This window comes from Stenotrophomonas sp. 59 (assembly GCF_030291095.1).
In the GTDB taxonomy this organism is placed as follows: Bacteria; Pseudomonadota; Gammaproteobacteria; order Xanthomonadales; family Xanthomonadaceae; genus Stenotrophomonas; species Stenotrophomonas maltophilia_Q.
The window spans coordinates 1,769,287-1,786,637 of sequence record NZ_CP127408.1 but is presented as its reverse complement, the minus strand read 5'-3'; the positions used below and the strand labels follow the sequence as shown (position 1 = coordinate 1,786,637).

The 17,351-nt window shown below is 66.3% G+C and carries 18 protein-coding genes; 8 read left to right on the top strand and 10 right to left on the bottom strand.

Going from position 1 to position 17,351, the window contains the following annotated elements:
• Positions 1-52: 52 nt before the first annotated feature.
• The 5 genes from hchA (at position 53) to QP552_RS08300 (ending at position 3,344) form a co-directional block, all read left to right on the top strand.
• Positions 53-925: a glyoxalase III HchA gene (gene hchA, locus QP552_RS08320; protein WP_286075541.1), complete on the top strand. Its 873-nt coding sequence runs from the start codon at positions 53-55 to the stop codon at positions 923-925.
• Positions 926-930: 5 nt separating this feature from the next.
• Complete coding sequence (locus QP552_RS08315) at positions 931-1,635, top strand: PA1136 family autoinducer-binding transcriptional regulator (RefSeq protein ID WP_286075540.1); 705 nt, start codon at positions 931-933, stop codon at positions 1,633-1,635.
• Between the two features lie 87 nt (positions 1,636-1,722).
• A complete protein-coding gene (locus QP552_RS08310) occupies positions 1,723-1,956 on the top strand; it encodes a hypothetical protein (protein ID WP_049429130.1) in 234 nt (77 codons plus the stop codon).
• A gap of 134 nt (positions 1,957-2,090) precedes the next feature.
• Positions 2,091-2,333, top strand: coding sequence for a hypothetical protein (locus QP552_RS08305; RefSeq protein ID WP_049429131.1), 243 nt, complete (start codon positions 2,091-2,093; stop codon positions 2,331-2,333).
• A 156-nt stretch (positions 2,334-2,489) separates the two neighbouring features.
• Entirely contained in the window at positions 2,490-3,344 is an 855-nt protein-coding gene (locus QP552_RS08300; RefSeq protein WP_286075538.1) for an endonuclease/exonuclease/phosphatase family protein, read from the top strand.
• Between the two features lie 19 nt (positions 3,345-3,363).
• Here the strand turns inward: QP552_RS08300 and QP552_RS08295 are convergent, their stop codons facing one another.
• Positions 3,364-3,627 (bottom strand): hypothetical protein, encoded by a 264-nt coding sequence (locus QP552_RS08295; protein WP_106549380.1) that lies wholly within the window; start codon positions 3,625-3,627, stop codon positions 3,364-3,366.
• Between the two features lie 139 nt (positions 3,628-3,766).
• Between QP552_RS08295 and QP552_RS08290 the strand changes: the two genes are divergently transcribed.
• Positions 3,767-4,144: a VOC family protein gene (locus tag QP552_RS08290; protein ID WP_106549381.1), complete on the top strand. Its 378-nt coding sequence runs from the start codon at positions 3,767-3,769 to the stop codon at positions 4,142-4,144.
• A 41-nt stretch (positions 4,145-4,185) separates the two neighbouring features.
• Here the strand turns inward: QP552_RS08290 and QP552_RS08285 are convergent, their stop codons facing one another.
• The 6 genes from QP552_RS08285 to QP552_RS08260 all read right to left on the bottom strand — a co-directional run bounded on the left by QP552_RS08285 (position 4,186) and on the right by QP552_RS08260 (position 12,010).
• Positions 4,186-5,607: an efflux transporter outer membrane subunit gene (locus tag QP552_RS08285; RefSeq protein WP_106549382.1), complete on the bottom strand. Its 1,422-nt coding sequence runs from the start codon at positions 5,605-5,607 to the stop codon at positions 4,186-4,188.
• Positions 5,601-6,338 carry an SDR family oxidoreductase gene (locus QP552_RS08280; RefSeq protein WP_106549383.1) on the bottom strand — a complete coding sequence of 246 codons (738 nt, stop codon included), beginning with the start codon at positions 6,336-6,338 and terminating at the stop codon, positions 5,601-5,603. Before QP552_RS08280 ends, QP552_RS08285 begins: the two co-directional genes overlap by 7 nt.
• Before the next feature lie 64 nt (positions 6,339-6,402).
• Positions 6,403-9,573: a multidrug efflux RND transporter permease subunit gene (locus tag QP552_RS08275; RefSeq protein WP_057496844.1), complete on the bottom strand. Its 3,171-nt coding sequence runs from the start codon at positions 9,571-9,573 to the stop codon at positions 6,403-6,405.
• Between the two features lie 127 nt (positions 9,574-9,700).
• Positions 9,701-10,924, bottom strand: a complete 1,224-nt coding sequence (locus QP552_RS08270; RefSeq protein ID WP_111111987.1) for an efflux RND transporter periplasmic adaptor subunit — start codon at positions 10,922-10,924, stop codon at positions 9,701-9,703.
• A gap of 91 nt (positions 10,925-11,015) precedes the next feature.
• On the bottom strand, positions 11,016-11,786 hold the full coding sequence (locus QP552_RS08265) for an SDR family NAD(P)-dependent oxidoreductase (RefSeq protein ID WP_286075537.1): 771 nt from the start codon (positions 11,784-11,786) through the stop codon (positions 11,016-11,018).
• Positions 11,783-12,010 (bottom strand): hypothetical protein, encoded by a 228-nt coding sequence (locus QP552_RS08260; protein WP_286075535.1) that lies wholly within the window; start codon positions 12,008-12,010, stop codon positions 11,783-11,785. The genes QP552_RS08265 and QP552_RS08260 overlap by 4 nt, the downstream gene beginning before the upstream one ends.
• A 147-nt stretch (positions 12,011-12,157) precedes the next feature.
• Here QP552_RS08260 and QP552_RS08255 point away from each other — a divergent pair, with 147 nt between their 5' ends.
• Entirely contained in the window at positions 12,158-13,189 is a 1,032-nt protein-coding gene (locus tag QP552_RS08255; RefSeq protein WP_005409107.1) for a LysR family transcriptional regulator, read from the top strand.
• 580 nt (positions 13,190-13,769) lie between these two features.
• Here QP552_RS08255 and QP552_RS08250 read toward each other — a convergent pair.
• Together QP552_RS08250 and QP552_RS08245 are read right to left on the bottom strand one after the other, a co-directional pair.
• On the bottom strand, positions 13,770-14,465 hold the full coding sequence (locus QP552_RS08250) for an OmpA family lipoprotein (RefSeq protein ID WP_010484399.1): 696 nt from the start codon (positions 14,463-14,465) through the stop codon (positions 13,770-13,772).
• 139 nt (positions 14,466-14,604) lie between these two features.
• Positions 14,605-16,020, bottom strand: a complete 1,416-nt coding sequence (locus tag QP552_RS08245) for a deoxyribodipyrimidine photo-lyase (protein ID WP_286075917.1) — start codon at positions 16,018-16,020, stop codon at positions 14,605-14,607.
• A 109-nt stretch (positions 16,021-16,129) separates the two neighbouring features.
• On the opposite strand from QP552_RS08245, the gene QP552_RS08240 reads away from it, so the two are divergent.
• Positions 16,130-16,714, top strand: a complete 585-nt coding sequence (locus QP552_RS08240) for a hypothetical protein (protein ID WP_286075534.1) — start codon at positions 16,130-16,132, stop codon at positions 16,712-16,714.
• A 19-nt stretch (positions 16,715-16,733) separates the two neighbouring features.
• Here QP552_RS08240 and QP552_RS08235 read toward each other — a convergent pair whose 3' ends face one another.
• On the bottom strand, positions 16,734-17,348 hold the full coding sequence (locus tag QP552_RS08235; RefSeq protein ID WP_286075533.1) for an inorganic diphosphatase: 615 nt from the start codon (positions 17,346-17,348) through the stop codon (positions 16,734-16,736).
• Positions 17,349-17,351 lie beyond the last annotated feature (3 nt).

Sequence of the window (17,351 nt, the reverse complement as noted above, 5' to 3'; positions counted from 1 at the left end):
CCTGCGCACCCGTCCTCCTATGCTGGCCTCACATTCCCCGCAGGAGGTCCGCATGAACACGCAAGAGCCCAGCCGCCAGCCCAGCCCCGACCCGGCCGAGCGCGATGCCTTCTTCCCGTCGCCCTACTCGCTGTCGCAGTTCACCTCGCCCAGGAGCGACCTGTCCGGTGCCGACTATCCGGACGCACGCCGCGACGGTCGCTGGAAGGTGCTGATGATCGCCGCCGACGAGCGCTACCTGCCCACCGCCAATGGCCACCTGTTCTCCACCGGCAACCATCCGGTGGAGACCCTGCTGCCGATGTACCACCTCGACAAGGCCGGCTTCGGCATCGATGTGGCCACGCTGTCGGGCAACGCCGCCAAATTCGAGTGGTGGGCGTTCCCGCGCGAGGACAAGGAGATCGCCGGACTGTACGAACGTTACGAGTCGCGCTTCCGCCAGCCGTTGCCGCTGGACGAGGTGGTCGCCGGGCTTGATGCGGATTCGGACTATGCCGCGGTGTTCATCCCCGGCGGCCATGGCGCCCTGATCGGACTGCCGCAGAGCCGCGCGGTGCAGGCCGTCCTGCACTGGGCGATGGCCCAGCAACGCCACATCATCACCCTGTGCCACGGTCCGGCCGCACTGCTCGCTGCAGGCGTGGACGAGGCCGATGGCGGTTCGCTGTTCCGCGGCTACCGCATCTGCGCCTTCCCCGATGCGATGGACCGGCAGACGCCGGAGATCGGCTACATGCCTGGACAGTTGCCGTGGTTCTTCGGTGAGCGCCTGGCACAGCAGGGCGTGCAGATCGTCAACGACGGCATCGATGGCAGCGTGCTGCAGGACCGACTGCTGTTGACCGGTGACAGCCCGCTGGCCGGCAATGCGCTGGGCAAACTGGCTGCACGCACCCTGCTCGACGCCCTGGCCGGGCGCTGAACCGGATGACCGCGCTGGTGCAGGCGTTGCTGGAACTGGAACGCGCCCGTTCGCTGAGCGCGGTGGGTGCGGTCCTGCGAGGCATCGCGGCACCACTCGGCTACGACCGCGTGCTGGTGTTCGCCACCGGCACCGGGCTGGAGCGGGGTACACAACGCGTGTACTGGATCGAAGGCGACTGGTTCGGCGATGGCAGCGATACCGACCTTGCGCGCTACCTTCACGCCTGCCCGGTGAATCGCCACGTGCTGGACAGCGACGCGCCGTTCTTCTGGAGCAAGCGCCAGGGCGTTCGCGGCGAACGCTACCAGATAGTGAAGCAGCCACGCGGCGAAGGCCTGCATGGTCTGCAGGTGCCGGTGTTCGGCACCACCGGCCTGGAGGGCTCGATCAGCGTTGCCGGTACGTCGATCGACGCGTCGGCCAGCGCGCGCCTGCAGCTGGAGGTTGCTGCAACCGCAGCATTCCGAGCCGCACGCCATCTGGCCGAATCGCCTGCCGAGCTTTCGGGAAGCGCGCTGAGCAACCGCGAGCGCGAAGTGCTGCGCTGGGTTGCCGCCGGCCGACGGCAGGCTGAGATCGCGGCCACGCTTGGGCTTTCCACGCGCACGGTGGAGAACCATCTGCGCCACGCGCGCCAACGCCTGGGTGTGGCGACCACCGCGCAGGCAGTGCGTGCCGCCAGCCGTCGCGGCGAGATCGAAGACTGATCGCGGCGAGGCACTTCCGGCGGTCTGGCTCGCGTGTTACACACGTCATGCGCATGTGCGCGATTGCAGAAAGCAAGGATGATGCTTATGAAACTGCAACTGGCCACGATGGCCGCGTTGGTGGTGGCAACTGCAACCCTGGCTCCGGTGGCGGACGCCAACACAGGGGTCCCGAGAGAGAATGTTTCCTGTGTGCCTGTGAATGTGGACCGCAACCGCGTCCACCACCACTGCACGGAAACCTACACCGATGAATTCGGCAACGTCTACACAGCCGAGTACTGGATCGACGAGTACGGCAACCCCTACCTGCGCGACTGAGCCGGGAAGGGACTGCGCCGGGCCGCAAGCCGGGCCGGCGCGTACGCAGCAGCTGCCGCACGGTCGCCTGATCTACCGGGGGTAGTTGCATGACACCGCGCAGATGCGCGATTGCAGACACAAGGATGATGCCCATGAAACTGCACCTGGCCTCGATGGCCGCACTGATGCTTGCTGTGGGAGCTCTCTCCACGTCGTCCCAGGCCACCGCCAGCGGTGGTGGCGGTGGTCCGGAGAACACGAACTGCGTCCGGGTCAAGATGGGGCCCTATTACCATCAACGTTGCGAAGTGACGTACTTCGAAGAGGATGGCACTCCCTACATCCGGGTGTACTGGATTGACCAGAATGGCCAGTGGTACCTGCCCGCCGACTGAGCAGACATGATCTCCTGATCGCGCCCGCGCGATCCGCCGGGCGGCGCTTTCACCGCCCGCCCGGCACCTGCCATCCGCCCATCCCGGCATACCGCTGCCCCCGCCTTCCATGGCATGCTCCATGAAACCGTTTTCATGGAATGGAGGGATTCCACGATGTTGTCGCGCTTCCGTCGCCCTGCGCTGTGCGCGCTGTTGGCGCTTGCTCTGCCTGCCGTTGCCTGGGCCGCCGCACCGGCGCCACTGAAAGTGATGTCGTTCAATGTCCGCACCCCGGCTGATACGGAACCGGGCAAACGCTGGCCGGACCGTCGCGATGCCATGGTCAAGGTCATCCTCGATGCACACCCGGCCGTGATCGGCACCCAGGAACTGGTGAAGGAGCAGGCCGACTACCTGTCCGAGCACCTGCCCGGCTATCGCTGGTTCGGCGAAGGCCGCCGCGGCGGAAGCGGTGACGAACACATGGGCGTGTTCTACGACAGCAAGGTGCTGGCCGTCGAGGAATCCGGCAACTTCTGGTTGTCCGATACGCCGGAGGTGCCCGGCAGCATCACCTGGGGCAACCTGTACCCGCGCATGGTCACCTGGGCCCTGTTCCGGCGCCTGGACGATGGCCGTCGTTTCTACTTCATGGATACCCACCTGCCCTACCGCGACGAGGACGAGCCGCGCCGGGTGAAGGGTGCCGAACTGATCGGCAAGCATCTGGCAACCCTGCCGGCCGACCTGCCAGTGGTCCTGACCGGCGACTTCAACAGCGAGCCCGGTGGTGACACCTACAAGGCATTCACCCGCCTGCTGCAGGACACCCGTACCCAGGTGAAGGCTCCGCAGGGGCCACGCCTGACCTTCCACGATTTCACCGGCAAGGCCACGGTGCAGCTGGACTGGGTGCTGGTGCATGGCTTCCATGCACGCAGCTTCGTCACCGATGACCGGCGCATCGACGGTGTATTGCCGTCAGATCATTTCCCGCTGGTGGTCGAGCTGGACTGGCCGAAACACTGAACCTGCGCGGCGGCCGCAGCTACGGCGGCGGCTGTCGCGACATCAGCCGGTACAGCGCCTGATGCTGGTTGCGTGCCTGGCAGATGCGGGCACCGACCGCCAGAAACACGGAGATGCCGATCAGGCCCAGCCCCAGCATCTGGTCCGGCAGGCGCACGAAGCCGATCGCAGCCGCCATCGTAGCCAATACCATCAGCGCTACGACCGCTACCGACAGCCCTGCGCCGGGCGGTCCCGGATCACCGAACAGCATGCGCTGGGTATCGCGCTTGTCATCGCTCATCGCCTGCCCTCCTGGAATCTGCCCCACTAGTTACACCGCGGGCCCCGGTTCCGGCAGAGTCAGAAACGTCATGACTGTGACAACGTCCACAGCACGCGACGCGCTACCCTGCCTCCATTCCCAATCTGCGGAGGACGTCATGGCGCACCAGAGCCGTCTGGCCGGATTCATCATCGACTGCCAGGACACGCCCGCTGACGAAGGCGCGCGCTTCTGGGCGGCCGCACTCGGCCTGCAGGCGCAGCCATCGTATGGCGAAGATGGCGCCGAGTATGCCGAGCTGCGGGATGCGCCGGGAGGGCTGCAAGTGGAGGTGCAGCGGGTCGCTCACCCCTCGCGCGTGCACCTGGACATCGAGAGCGACGACATCGATGCCGAGGCAGATCGACTGGAAAAACTCGGCGCGCGCCGGATCGGCTTCGTCAAACGCTGGTGGGTGATGGAAGCGCCCACCGGCCATCGCTTCTGCATCGTGCGCATGCGCGAACGCGCAGTACCGGCCAATCTCTGGCCCTGAAGCAGAAAGGGACGGAAGCCGCGGCTTCCGTCCCCTCATGCCTACTGCAGCTGCGCCACGCTGGGTTGCTGCGGCGATTGCCCCCAGCCGCCCAGCGCCTTGTACACGCCAACCACGCTGACGTTGACTTCGGCCTCGGCCGCCGCCAATGCATCATCCGCCGCCAGCTGCGTGCGCTGCGCATCCAGCAGGGTCAGGAAGTCTTCCGAGCCCTCGCGATAGCGGATCTGCGCCAGCGATTCGGCACGTCGTGCCGCCTGCGCCTGCTCGACCACGATCGCCAGCCGCGCCTGCTGCTTGGAATAGCGGGTCAGCGCGTTTTCGGTGTCTTCCAGCGCCAACAGCACGGCCTGCTCATACTGCGCAGCCACACCCTCGGCTTCAGCCTTGCTGGCACGCAGGCGTGCACGTACGGTACCGAAGTCGAACGCGGCCCAGCTCAGCGACGGGGTCAGCGACCAGGCCTTGTTGTTGCCATTGACCAGGCCACTGGCGTCGCCGCCGAGGAAGCCGACGAAACCGGACAACGACAGCCGCGGGAACAGGTCCGCAGTAGCCACGCCCACGCGTGCGGTCGCCGCCGCCAGGCGACGCTCGGCCACACGCACGTCGGCGCGCTGGCGCAGCAGTTCGCGGGTATCGCCCAGCGGCAACGCCTTGGCGAACGCCGGCACTTCATGCGGTGCCAGCATCGCGGTCAGCATTTCCGGGCGCTGGCCCAGCAGCACCGCCAGCCGGTTGCGCGACTGCGTCTCGGATACTTCCAGCAGCGGAATGTCGGCCTCGATCGCCTTCAACCGGGCACGGCTGCTCTGCACGTCCAGCTCGCTGCCAGCACCCAGCTCCCAGCGCGCCTCGGTCAGCTTCTGCGTATCGCGCAGGTTGACCAGGGTGTGCTGGGCCACCGCGATGCGCTTCTGCGTACCGCGCAGCTCGAAGTAGTTGCGCGCCACTTCGGCGGCGACCAGTACCTGCGCATCGGCCAGGTTGGCCTGCTCGGCGTCGAGGTCGGCGCGCGCGGCTTCTGCAGCACGGCGCTTGCGGCCGAACAGATCCAGCTCCCAGCCGGCGTCGAAGCCGAGCTGGTAGCTTTCACTGAACACCCGCTGCCCACCCAGCTGCGGATCGGGTTGCTTGCGGCGGTCGTAGCTGCCGCCTGCGGTGATGTGCGGGGCCTGGTCGAAACGGCTTTCGACGAACACCGCACGGGCCTGGCTGACGCGGGCCACCGCCACGCGCAGGTCGAGGTTGTCCGACAGCGCACCGTGCACCAGTTCTTCCAGCACCGGATCATCGAACTGCGCCCACCAGCTGGCCACCGGCGAGGTGGTGCTGAACACCGGCTGCTGCGCTCCCTGCAGCACCACCGGCTCCTGCACGGGCGCCTTGTAGTTCGGGCCGACGCTGACACAGCCTGCCAGCACCAGGCTGGAGACGGCCATCGCCAACGTGCGGATCACCATGGCAGCACCTCACCCAGGTAGGTGAAGCTGCCACTGGCGCCGGATTCACCGATCAGCGCCATTTCCACGCTGGAACGTGCGCCTTCGCTGATTTCGATTTCGCCGTTGCCGCCGTTCATGTCGGTCTTCACGTAACCCGGATGCACGGTGTTGACCTTGATCGGGGTGTTGCGCAGTTCGTAGGCCAGGCTCAGCGTCCAGCTGTTCACCGCTGCCTTGGAGGCGTTGTAGGCCGGCACCTTGAAATCGTAGATGCCCGACGCCGGGTCGGCGTGCAGGGTCTGCGAGCCGAGCATGCTCGATACGTTGACGATGCGGCCGGACTTGGCCTGCTTGACCAGCGGCAGGAAGGCCTGGGTGACCGCCACCAGCGCATACACGTTGGTGTCGAAGGTGCGCTTCCAGGTATCGAGCGACTGCTCCGACGGCGCCTGCGCCGGATTCTCGATCATGATGCCGGCGTTGTTGACCAGGATGTCGAGGCGGCCATGGCGCTGGCGAACCTGCTCGACCGCTTCGGCGATGCTGGCTGCATCGGTCACGTCCAGCTGGATGGCTTCCACCGGCAGGCCCTCGGCCTGCAGCTTCAGCGCCTGCTCCACGGCGGTCTCGCGCTTGCGGCCGGCAAGCAGCGTGTGCACGCCGGCCTGGGCCAGCTGGCGCACGGTCTCGGCGCCGATGCCACGGGTGGCGCCGGTGACCAGCGCGATCTTGTTCTGATGGGTGTTCATGGATTCATGCCTTGTGAGGGGAAAGCCGCCGCCGGCCAATGGCCGGCGGCGGCGGGGTTCCATGTCAGTGGTGGATGGTCGGCTCGCCGTGCTGCACCAGCTGGCCACCACCATTGCGGGTGACGAACTTGCGCAGGGCCACGTAGAACACCGGGGTGAGGAACAGGCCGAACAGGGTCACGCCCAGCATGCCGGCGAACACGGTGATACCAGTCACCGAGCGCACCTCGGCGCCTGCACCGTGCGACAGCACCAGCGGCACGGTGCCGGCGATGAAGGCGATGGAGGTCATCACGATCGGGCGCAGGCGCAGGCGGCAGGCTTCCAGCGCGGCTTCAACGATGCCCTTGCCGCCCATCTCCAGCTCTCTGGCGAATTCGACGATCAGAATCGCGTTCTTGCACGCCAGGCCCATCAGCACCACCAGGCCGACCTGCACGAACACGTTGTTGTCGCCACCGGTCAGCCACACGCCGAACAGCGCGGACAGCAGGGTCATCGGCACGATCAGGATCACCGCCAGCGGCAGCGACCAGCTCTCGTACAGCGCGGCCAGCACCAGGAAGGCCAGCATGATCGCCACCGGGAACACGATGAAGGCGGCCTTGCCCTGGGTGGCCTGCTGGTAGCTCAGGTCGGTCCATTCAGTGGTCATGCCCACCGGCAGCACCTTGCCGGCGATCTCGGTCAGCTTGTTCATCGCTTCAGCCGAGGACAGCAGGCGCGGGTCGGCTTCACCGGCCAGGTCCGCTGCCGGGTAGCCATTGAAGCGCAGCACCGGGTCGGGGCCGAAGGTCTGCTTGATGGTGACCATCGAACCGATCGGCACCATCTCGCCACGATCGTTGCGGGTGCGCAGCTTGCCGATGTCCTCGACCGTCTCGCGGAACGGACCGTCAGCCTGGGCGATCACCTGCCAGGTACGGCCGAACTGGTTGAAGTCGTTGACGTAGGCCGAACCCAGGTAGGTCTGCAGGGTGTCGAACAGTTCGGTGAGCTGCACGCCCTGCGCCTTGGCCTTGACGCGGTCCACCTCGGCATCCAGCTGCGGCACGTTGGCCTGGTAGCTGGAAATCGGGAAGGCCATGCCCGGCGTCTGCGCAACGGTGCCCTGCATTGCCTGCACGGCATTCTGCAGCGCGCCGTAGCCCAGGTTGCCGCGGTCCTCGATGAACATCTGGTAGCCGTTGCCGTTACCCAGGCCGAGGATCGGCGGCGGCATCATCGCGAAGGCGAAGCCTTCCTGCAGCCCGGCGATCTTCTGGTTGATCTCGGCATTGATCTGCGCGGCGGTACGGCCATGGCGCTCGGCGAACGGCTTGAGCGGAATGAACGCCACACCGGTGTTCGGCGTGTTGGTGAACTGCAGCGCGTTCAAACCCGGGAACGAGATGGTGTGGGCCACGCCATCGGTTTCCTGGGCGATCTTGGCGACCTTGCGCAGCATTTCATCGGTACGCGCGATCGACGAACCTTCCGGCAGTTTCACACCGGCGATCAGGTACAGCTTGTCCTGGGTCGGGATGAAGCCCGGCGGCACCAGCTTGAAGATCACGCCGGTACCGACCAGCAGGATCGCGTAGACCACGAACACCGCACCACGACGGCCGAGGATGCGCGCCACGCCACGCTCGTACTTCTCCGAGCTGGACTTGAAGAAGCGGTTGAACGGACGGAACACCCAGCCGAACAGGCGGTCGATCAGGCGGCTCGGGCCGTCCTTCGGTGCGCCGTGGGCCTTCAGCAGGCGCGCGGCCAGGGCCGGCGACAGGGTCAGCGAGTTGATCGCCGAGATCACCGTGGAAATGGCGATGGTGACTGCGAACTGCTTGTAGAACTGGCCGGTGACACCGGACAGGAACGCCATCGGCACGAACACGGCACACAGCACCAGCGCGATCGCCACGATCGGGCCGGACACCTCACGCATGGCCTGGTGTGCCGCCGCGGTGGGCGACAGCCCTTCCTCGATGTTGCGCTCGACGTTCTCCACCACCACGATCGCGTCGTCGACCACGATGCCGATCGCCAGCACCAGGCCGAACAGGCTCAGCGTGTTGATCGAGAAGCCCAGCAGGTACAGCGCGGCGAAGGTACCGACCACCGACACCGGCACCGCGATGAGCGGGATGATCGAAGCGCGCCAGGTCTGCAGGAACAGGATCACCACCAGCACCACCAGCGCGATGGCTTCCAGCAGCGTGGAGACCACGGCCTTGATCGAGTCGCGCACGAAGATGGTGGTGTCATACACCGCTTCGTACTTCACGTCAGCCGGCATGGTCTTCTGCATCTCGTCCATCGTCGAGATGACCTGGTCGCGGATTTCCAGCGCGTTCGCACCCGGCGACTGGAAGATACCGATACCGACCGCGTTCTTGCCGTCCAGCTGCGAGCGCAGGGTGTAGTCACCCGCACCCAGCTCCAGACGGGCCACGTCGGACAGGCGCACGATCTCGCCATCGGTGCCGCTCTTGAGCACGATGTCGCCGAATTCCTTTTCGGTCTTCAGCCGGCCCTGGGCATTGATCAGGGTCAGGAACTTGCTGTCCGGCAGCGGTTCGGCGCCGAGCTGGCCGGCCGACACCTGCACGTTCTGCTCGCGCATGGCGCGCACCACGTCGCTGGCGGTCAGGCCGCGCGAGGCCACCTTGTCCGGGTCCAGCCAGGCGCGCATGGCGTAGTCGCCACCACCGAAGATCTGCGCGTCACCCACGCCCGGAATACGCGCCAGCGCATCCTTGACGTGCAGGCGTGCGTAGTTGCGCAGGTACAGGGTGTCGTACTTGCCTTGCGGCGAGGTCAGGTGCACCACCATCAGGAAGGTCGGCGACTGCTTCTGCGTGGTCACGCCCTGCCGGCGCACGTCCTCGGGCAGGCGCGCCTGCGCCTGCGCCACACGGTTCTGCACCTTCACCGCCGCCGCGTCCGGGTCGGTGCCCGGGCGGAAGGTGACGGTCATCTGCAGCACGCCGTCGGAACCGGCGACCGACTTCAGGTACATCATGCCTTCGACGCCGTTGATGGCTTCTTCAAGCGGCGTGGCGACGGTCTCGGCAATGACCTTGGGATTGGCGCCCGGATAGACCGTGCGCACGACCACCGACGGCGGCACCACTTCCGGGTACTCGCTGATCGGCAGAATTGGAATCGTGATCAGGCCGGCGGCGAAGATCACGATCGACAGCACCGCCGCGAAGATCGGCCTGTCGATGAAGAAACGGGAAAAGTCCATGGAGGAATTCCTGGGAAAGGCATTCGGCGGGCAACAGCCACCCTGCCCCTCGCCGAAATGACGAAGGCAGGGAAGGCTGCCGCTGGCGCCGGCAGCTAAGCGGAAACTCGGATCAGGAGACGGCGGATCAGTACTTCAGGGCGGCGGTGGCATCGCGGCCCGGTGCCGGCGCGGCCTGTGGCTGCATCGCCACCGCCTTGGCCTGCACCGGCATGCCCGGCATGAAGACCTTCTGCACGCCGTCGATGATCACCTTGTCGCCCGCGGCCAGGCCGTGTTCGACAATGCGCAGGCCGTCGGCGGTGCGACCGAGCTGGATGTCGCGGCGCTGGGCCTTGCCATCCTTGTCGACCACGTAGACATACTTGCGGTCCTGGTCGGTCAGCACGGCCTTGTCGTCGATCAGCAGGGCCTGGAACTGGCCGCTGCCGAGCAGCTGCACGCGGGCGAACAGGCCCGGGGTGAACTGGCGGTCGGCGTTGTCCAGCAGTGCGCGGACGCGGATGGTGCCGGTGCTGCGGGCGACCTGGTTGTCGAGGAAGTCGACCTTGCCCGAGTGCGGGTAACCTTCCTCACCGGACAGGCCGACCTTCACCGGCAGCTCGCTGTCACGCTCGCTCGGGCGCTCGCCCTTGCGTGCCATCTGGGCGTAGCGCAGGAAGGTGCTTTCGTCGGCATCGAAGTAGACGAACACCGTGTCCAGCGAGACCAGCGTGGTCAGCACGCTGGCGCTGTCGCCGGCGGTGACCAGGTTGCCAGCGGTGACCATCGCGCGGCCGGCACGGCCGTCGATCGGTGCACGCACCTTGGTGAACTCCAGGTTGAGGCGGGCGGCATCCAGCGCCGCCTGCGCGGCCTGCACAGCGGCACCGGACTGGTCGGCCGCCGCGCGACGCTGTTCAGCGGTCTCGGTGGAGATCGCCTGCTGCTCGGACAGCCGCTTGGCACGCTCGGACTCGCTGCGGGCCAGCGTAGCCTGGGTGCGGGCACGGGCCAGTTCTGCAGCAGCGCGATCGTACTCGGCCTGGTAGCTGCGCGCGTCGATGGTGAAGAGCACTTCGCCCTTCTTCACTTCCTGGCCTTCGACGTAGTTGACCTTGTCGATGTAGCCGGACACGCGCGGACGCAGTTCAACGCTCTGTACCGCTTCGACGCGGCCGCTGAATTCGTCCCACTGGCTGACCTGCTTGACCAGCACCGGCGCTGCGCTGACCTGCGGCGGAGGCGGTGCACCGGCTTCTTCGGCATGGCCGCCGCTGCAGGCCGCCAGCACGGCCGCGGCGAGGATCGACACGCCGACCATCGCGATGCGATGGCCGAAACGATGTGGGGTGGTATTGGGGGAAGTCATGGCATGCATCCGTACGGAGGGGTGGTACAGCTATATGAGAACGTGTTGCAAAAATCGGCGCCGCATACTGCGACCTCAACCATGGTCGAGGTCAAGCGACGCCTGCGGTATCGCGCCACAAAGGGGGACCTTCCAGGTGCAGCAGGCCACGCGGCAGTTCGGCATCGCTGCTGTCACAGCGGACGATGGCGCGGTTGTCGCGGCAACCATCCAGCAGCGAGACCACGCGACGGCCGACCAGCAGCGAGCTGGGCCACTCGATGCAGGCATTGGCCGCGTTGGCCGGGGTACAGACGGGGCTGCAGACTTCCAGCATCTGCGCGCGCACGCCCAGCGCCTGCGCTTCCTGGTGCACGACCTGCGCGTACATGCGCAGCGCGGCGGTGGTGATCGAGGTCTCGCCGTAGCCCGCCCACGGCTTGGCGTCGGCCGGGCTGCCGATCATCACGTAGCGTCGTGCATGCACGTTGTCCTGCAGCAGCGGCAGCAGATGACGCACCGCGTGCACGTGCGGCATCAGATCGGCCTGCATCGCGCCCATCAGTTCGTCACCATTGCGATCGACCACGCGACCGCGGCGGTACGGGCCGCCCATTGCGGCGATCACTGCCGCCAGTGGGCGCGGGCGCTGCGCGATACGTTCGGCCAGCACGCGCGCAGAGCCGTCGTCACTGAGCGAACCCAGCAGCGTCTCCAGGCCCGGCTCATCGGCGAACTGCTCGTGCAGCGCCGCCAGCCGGCCCGGATCACGGCCGACAACCAGTACCGGGCTGCCGGCCTCCAGCAGCGCGCCAACCACACCCTGGCCGACGGCACCGGTGCCGCCCAGGACCAGGACTTCGGGCGTCAGCATCCCATTCACGGGACATTTCCTCCCAAATCCGGGATAGTCCCGATTCGGCGCAGTCGGTCACCCTTGTGAGGGATCAGGCGGATGGCGCCGCCACGCTGCTGACGCATGGGCGCGGTAAACTCACGAAAGTCCTTGTGTACCAAGGAACTCGGACGGGCTTCGACGGTCATCGCCAGGTCCAGGGTGTTCTGGCCGGCGTTCCGGAGTCGGGCAAGAATGTTGCGCAGGCTCATGGCGGACGGGCTCCAATTAACGAATGGCGCCACGATAGACCTCAAACCTTTACTTGATTAGTCCTGATTAAGGGGAATAATCATCCCGCTCCCGGTCCAATCGTTCTGTCACGATTGCCCCATCCCCGACGTCCAGGATCCCCGACCATGTCCCACGATCTCAACGAGACGCTGATCTTCGTCAAAGTGGTCGAGCAAGGCAGCTTCATTGCCGCTGCCAAATCGCTCGGCCTGCCCAAGACCACGGTCAGCCGCAAAGTGCAGGAGCTGGAAACGCGCCTGGGCGCGCGCCTGCTGCACCGGACCACGCGCCGCCTCGGCCTGACCGAAGCCGGTTCGATCTACCACGAACATTGCCAGCGCATCGCGCGCGAACTGGAAGAAGCCGAGAGCGCGGTGAGCCAGCTGCAGTCCGGTCCGCGCGGCTGGCTGCGCTTCACCGTGCCCTATTCGATCGGCATCACCTGGATCGCCCCGCTGCTGGGCCAGTTCCATGCGCAGTACCCGGAAATCCGCCTGGACATGCACATGGGCAACGAGAAGCTGGACCTGATTGCAGGTGAAGCGGATCTTGCACTACGTGTGGGTGCCCTGCCCGATTCCAACCTGGTGGCGCGCAAGCTGGGCAGCCTGCGTACGCAGGTGTTCGCCAGCCCTGCCTACATCGAGCGCTATGGCGAACCGCTGCATCCGGAAGAACTGCAGTTCCATCGCATCCTGGCCATGCGCAAGCCGTACCACACTGGCAATTCGCCGCGCTTCACCTGGCAGCTGGGCGAGAACGGCGGTGAACTGCGCGACTTCCCGGTCACCCCGCTGATGACCGCCAACGACATGTCTGCGTTGAATGGCGCGCTGGTGTGTGGCGAAGGCCTGCTGTTGACCGGCGACGTGATGGCCAAACCGTTCGTCGAATCGGGCATGGTGCGCCGCGTGCTGGCTGGCTGGACCGGCCCGGAAGTGGACTTCAACGCTGTGTTCGCCGGCGGCCGTCTGGTTTCGCCGAAGGTGCGGGCGTTCGTCGACTTCCTGGTCGAGAAGCTCAACTTTGACGCCAATTACATGCTGGCGCAGTGCCCGGGCGCGAAGCTGGCGCAGCAGCAGAAGGAAAAGGAAGACGCAGCGCTGGAAAGCAGCGGCAAGCGGATCCTGGAGAAGGTGGCCGCTTCGGCGGCATGACCGAGGGTATCCACGCATGGCGTGGATCTACCCGGGCGCGCGATGCCGCTTTCCAGCGTGGCTCGGCTCTACAGGCGCTATCGGTGTGCCGAGCAACGCTCGGCACCCACAAGAATGCCGCCTGCAAGGGCGGCATTTTCGTTCCGGGTGCGCCCGGTTTCCGGCAGATGCCGACCTTGGTCGGCACCGTTGGGAGAAGCTACGAACGGGAACGCCATCGGCGTGCCGAGCAAGCTCGGCACCTACAAAAATGCCGCCTGCAAGGGCGGCATTTTCGTTCCGGGTGCGCCCGGTTTCCGGCAGATGCCGACCTTGGTCGGCACCGTTGGGAGAAGCTACGAACGGGAACGCCATCGGCGTGCCGAGCAAGCTCGGCACCCACAAAAATGCCGCCTGCAAGGGCGGCATTTTCGTTCCGGGTGCGCCCGGCTTCCGGTAGATGCCGACCTTGGTCGGCGCCGTTGGGAGAAGCCGCGAACGGGAATGCTATCGGCGTGCCGAGCAAGCTCGGCACCTACAAAAATGCCGCCTGCAAGGGCGGCATTTTCGTTCCGGCTACGCCGGAACTGTAACCTGCGCGTTACTGCTTGAGCGGAATCACACGAATCTCGACGCGGCGGTTCTTTGCGCGGCCGGCATCGGTGCTGTTGTCGGCAATCGGATACGACTTGCCGGCGCCCAGCGTTTCGATACGCACGCTCTGCACGCCCTGGCCGATCAGGTACTGCGCGACCGAGTCGGCACGCTCCTTCGACAGGCGGTTGTTGACCGCGTCGCTGCCGATGCTGTCGGTATGGCCGACCACTTCGATCATGGTCTGGTTGTAATCACGCAGGGTGCCCGCCACGCCGTTGAGCGAACCGTAGAACTGCGGCTTCAGGGTCGACTTGCCGAAGTCGAAGGTGATGCCGTCCGGCAGGTTCAGCATGATGTTGTCGCCCTGGCGCTGGACATCAATGCCGGTGTTGGCAGTGCGCTCGCGCAGCGCGCGTTCCTGGCGGTCCTGGTACTGGCCGACGGCGGCGCCGCTGAGCGCACCGATACCGGCACCGATCAGGGCATGCTGACGACGCTCGGTGGCGCTGTCGCCAGTCAGCAGGCCGGCTGCCACGCCGATGGCGGTGCCGATCAGGGCGTTGCGGCCGGTGCGGTTCTGCTGCTCGGTCGGGTTGCCGTACTGGTCACTCTGTACGTAGGAGCCGCCGGTGGCGCAGGCCGACAGGACGGCCGCACTCATCAGGGCCAGTGCGACGTTGCGGGTGGTGTTGCGGATCATGAGGTTCTCCTTGGTTTCCGGTCGGCCGGCGGCCTGCGGGCGCAAAGAGAATAAACAGCCCGATGCGATGCCGGAATGATGATCGGGCACCGCGACAGGCCCACGTTCAGCTAACTGACCGGATCGCTCAGGTCGCTCTTTACCCTGCCCCCGACTGGCGGTAAGCCGCCAGCGCGGCGTCGCGGCCCGCGGCCAGATCCACCAGCGGCGTGCGTGGATAGCCCGGTGCGTGTGCCGCCAGCAGCAACGGATGCTGCCAGGGCGCGAATCGTGCCTTCACCGGCAGCGCGGCCAGTTCGGGCACCCAGCGGCTGATGTACCGAGCCTGCGGATCGAATTTCTCGGCCTGGGTCACGGGGTTGAACACACGGAAATACGGTGCGGCGTCGGCACCGGTTCCCGCCACCCACTGCCAGCCCATCGTGTTGTTGGCCAGGTCGGCATCGACCAGGGTGTCCCAGAACCAGCGCGCGCCATGCAGCCAGTGCGCACGCAGATGCTTGCACAGGTAGCTGGCGACGATCATCCGCACCCGGTTGTGCATGTAGCCGGTGTGCCACAGCTCGCGCAGGCCTGCATCGACGATCGGCACACCGGTGTTGCCGCGCTGCCAGTCGCGCAGCTGCGCATCACTGGGCGTTGCCCATGGGAAGCGATCGAAGCGCGGGTTGAGGTTGTCGGTGGGCGTCTTCGGGAAGTGATGCAGCAGGTGGTAGGCGAAGTCGCGCCAGCCCAGCTGGCGCAGGTAGCCATCGATGTCGGCGTCGGTGCCGGCACTGCGCAGCCCTTCCAGCGCGTGGGCGATGCGCCAGGGTGCGATTTCGCCGAAATGCAGGTGCGGCGACAGCCGCGAGGTCCCGACCCGGTCCGGCAGGTCGCGCTGCTCGCGGTACCCGCGCAGGGCACCGTCTTCAAAGACGGACAGTGCTTCCAGCGCACCTGCCTCGCCTGGCTGCCAGTGCTCCCAGAAGCCGGTGTCCCAGTCCAGTGCAGGCGCCAGCTGCAGCGCGTCCAGCGCGCGGCTGTCGACCTCATGTGCCGGCAGTTTCTCCGGTGCAGCCTGCAGTGCGGGCAGGCGCCAATGGCTTAGCACGTTGCGCCAGTACGGAGTGAACACCTTGTACGGCTGCCCCTGCTGGGTGGCGATATCCCAGGGTTCGAACAGCAGGCTGCCGTTGCAGCTCTGCGCGTCGATGCCCAGCTCACGCAGCGTGCGTTTGATAGTCGCGTCGCGTGGCTGGGTAGCCGGTTCGTACTTGCGGTTCCAGTACACGGCTTCTGCGCCGGTCTGTTCGATCAGGGCCAGCAGTGTCGGCAGGCTGTCACCGCTGCGCAGCACCAGTGAGGAACCCCGCGCGCGCAGATCCGCATCCAACGCGGCCAGCGAACGGTGGCGCCACGCATCGGAGGCAGCACCCGGCGCCCACTCGCCTTCTTCGTGCGGCGCATGGATGTAGACCGGCACCACGTCGTGACCGGCGTCCAGCGCGGCCTGCAGGGCCGGATTGTCCTGCAGCCGCAGATCACGGCGGAACCATACCAACGCTACCGACACAGACACCGCCTTCGTTGTTGAAGGCGGACATGATAGCCAGCGGCGGTGAAGGCGTTGCACGCAGACGCCATCTGCTAGGCTGCCGGGCCGCTCCTCGTTGGACCCTGCCATGGATGATCTGCACGCCCCATTCGCCCGCTTCGGCCCGCTGCGGGTCCAGCACGAAGGTGACTGGCAGGGACCGCTCCCGTTACCGCCGGTGCTGGCGCGCTTCTACGCGCAGGTGGGACCGCTGGGCCATGAGATCAACGCAAGGGTGGGCAATGCCGGCATCACCATTCCCGGCCTCGATGTCTGGATACCGCCGCTGCGGCGCCTGTGGAGCCACCAGGCCGGCTATCGCTGGCATGGCATCAGCGGCGAGCCGATCGACAACTGGCCATCGAACTGGCTGGTAATTGCCGATCGCGGCGCCGATCCGTTCATCCTCGACCTGGATGACGGCCGTGTGCTGTTCAGCCACCACGGTGCAGGTCTGCTGGATGCCGGCGAGATCGCCGCCGACGTGCCGACCCTGATGACCATGCTGGCGGCTGCCGGCACCGTGTACCTGGATGCGGGTGACGACCTCTACAACGATGACGACGATGGCGGCATCCGTCCTGAACACCAGGAGGCAGCCGTACAGGCGGTGGCCCGGGTACTGGGCGACCGCCTGCAGGCCGAGTCGTTCATCGAGACGTTGCTGGACTGAATCCACGCATGGCGTGGATCTACATTTCGAAGCGCTGCATCGCCTCGCTGATCAGTGCCCGCGCCTCGGCGGCGTTGCCCCAACCGTTGAGCCGCACCGGGTTGCGCCCGGCCGGCAGGTCCTTGTAGATACGGAAGAACGCTTCGATGCGCTGTCGTTCGATCTCCGGCAGATCGGCCAGATCGCGGATGTTGGCGTAGGTCGGGTCAACCTTGTCGGTCGGCACACCGATGATCTTCTCGTCGTGCTCGCCGCCGTCGATCATCTTCAGGTAGCCGATCGGCCGGAAGCGCACGATCACGCCCGGGTGCAGGGGTTCACGGGTCAGCACCAGCGCGTCCAGCGGATCGTTGTCGCCAGCCAACGTACGCGGCATCGAACCGTAGTTGGCCGGATAGGCGACCGGCATCGACTGGAAGCGATCCACATGCACCAGGCCGTCTTCCTTGATTTCGTACTTGGTGAAGCTGCCTGCCGGAATCTCAACGGCCAGATTCACCTCCTGCGGCGCCTGCTTCGGCTGCGCCACCAGGAACGGATGCAATACGGTATCGGCGGCGGTCACCGCACTGGCCAGCAACAGAAGAGCGGCGCCGATGGCGGCGAACGGGAGGATGCGGCGGGGCGTGGTCATCTG

Bases quoted from the DNA above. Each gene is read 5' to 3' on its own strand.
- QP552_RS08305 (WP_049429131.1), top strand. From the start codon at position 2,091: ATGAAACTGCACCTGGCCTCGATGGCCGCACTGATGCTTGCTGTGGGA.
- QP552_RS08260 (WP_286075535.1), bottom strand. From the start codon at position 12,010: ATGAGCCTGCGCAACATTCTTGCCCGACTCCGGAACGCCGGCCAGAAC.
- QP552_RS08315 (WP_286075540.1), top strand. From the start codon at position 931: ATGACCGCGCTGGTGCAGGCGTTGCTGGAACTGGAACGCGCCCGTTCG.
- QP552_RS08280 (WP_106549383.1), bottom strand. From the start codon at position 6,338: ATGAACACCCATCAGAACAAGATCGCGCTGGTCACCGGCGCCACCCGT.
- hchA (WP_286075541.1), top strand. From the start codon at position 53: ATGAACACGCAAGAGCCCAGCCGCCAGCCCAGCCCCGACCCGGCCGAG.
- QP552_RS08290 (WP_106549381.1), top strand. From the start codon at position 3,767: ATGGCGCACCAGAGCCGTCTGGCCGGATTCATCATCGACTGCCAGGAC.
- QP552_RS08300 (WP_286075538.1), top strand. From the start codon at position 2,490: ATGTTGTCGCGCTTCCGTCGCCCTGCGCTGTGCGCGCTGTTGGCGCTT.
- QP552_RS08250 (WP_010484399.1), bottom strand. From the start codon at position 14,465: ATGATCCGCAACACCACCCGCAACGTCGCACTGGCCCTGATGAGTGCG.
- QP552_RS08255 (WP_005409107.1), top strand. From the start codon at position 12,158: ATGTCCCACGATCTCAACGAGACGCTGATCTTCGTCAAAGTGGTCGAG.
- QP552_RS08240 (WP_286075534.1), top strand. From the start codon at position 16,130: ATGGATGATCTGCACGCCCCATTCGCCCGCTTCGGCCCGCTGCGGGTC.
- QP552_RS08310 (WP_049429130.1), top strand. From the start codon at position 1,723: ATGAAACTGCAACTGGCCACGATGGCCGCGTTGGTGGTGGCAACTGCA.
- QP552_RS08295 (WP_106549380.1), bottom strand. From the start codon at position 3,627: ATGAGCGATGACAAGCGCGATACCCAGCGCATGCTGTTCGGTGATCCG.
- QP552_RS08275 (WP_057496844.1), bottom strand. From the start codon at position 9,573: ATGGACTTTTCCCGTTTCTTCATCGACAGGCCGATCTTCGCGGCGGTG.
- QP552_RS08285 (WP_106549382.1), bottom strand. From the start codon at position 5,607: ATGGTGATCCGCACGTTGGCGATGGCCGTCTCCAGCCTGGTGCTGGCA.
- QP552_RS08270 (WP_111111987.1), bottom strand. From the start codon at position 10,924: ATGACTTCCCCCAATACCACCCCACATCGTTTCGGCCATCGCATCGCG.
- QP552_RS08235 (WP_286075533.1), bottom strand. From the start codon at position 17,348: ATGACCACGCCCCGCCGCATCCTCCCGTTCGCCGCCATCGGCGCCGCT.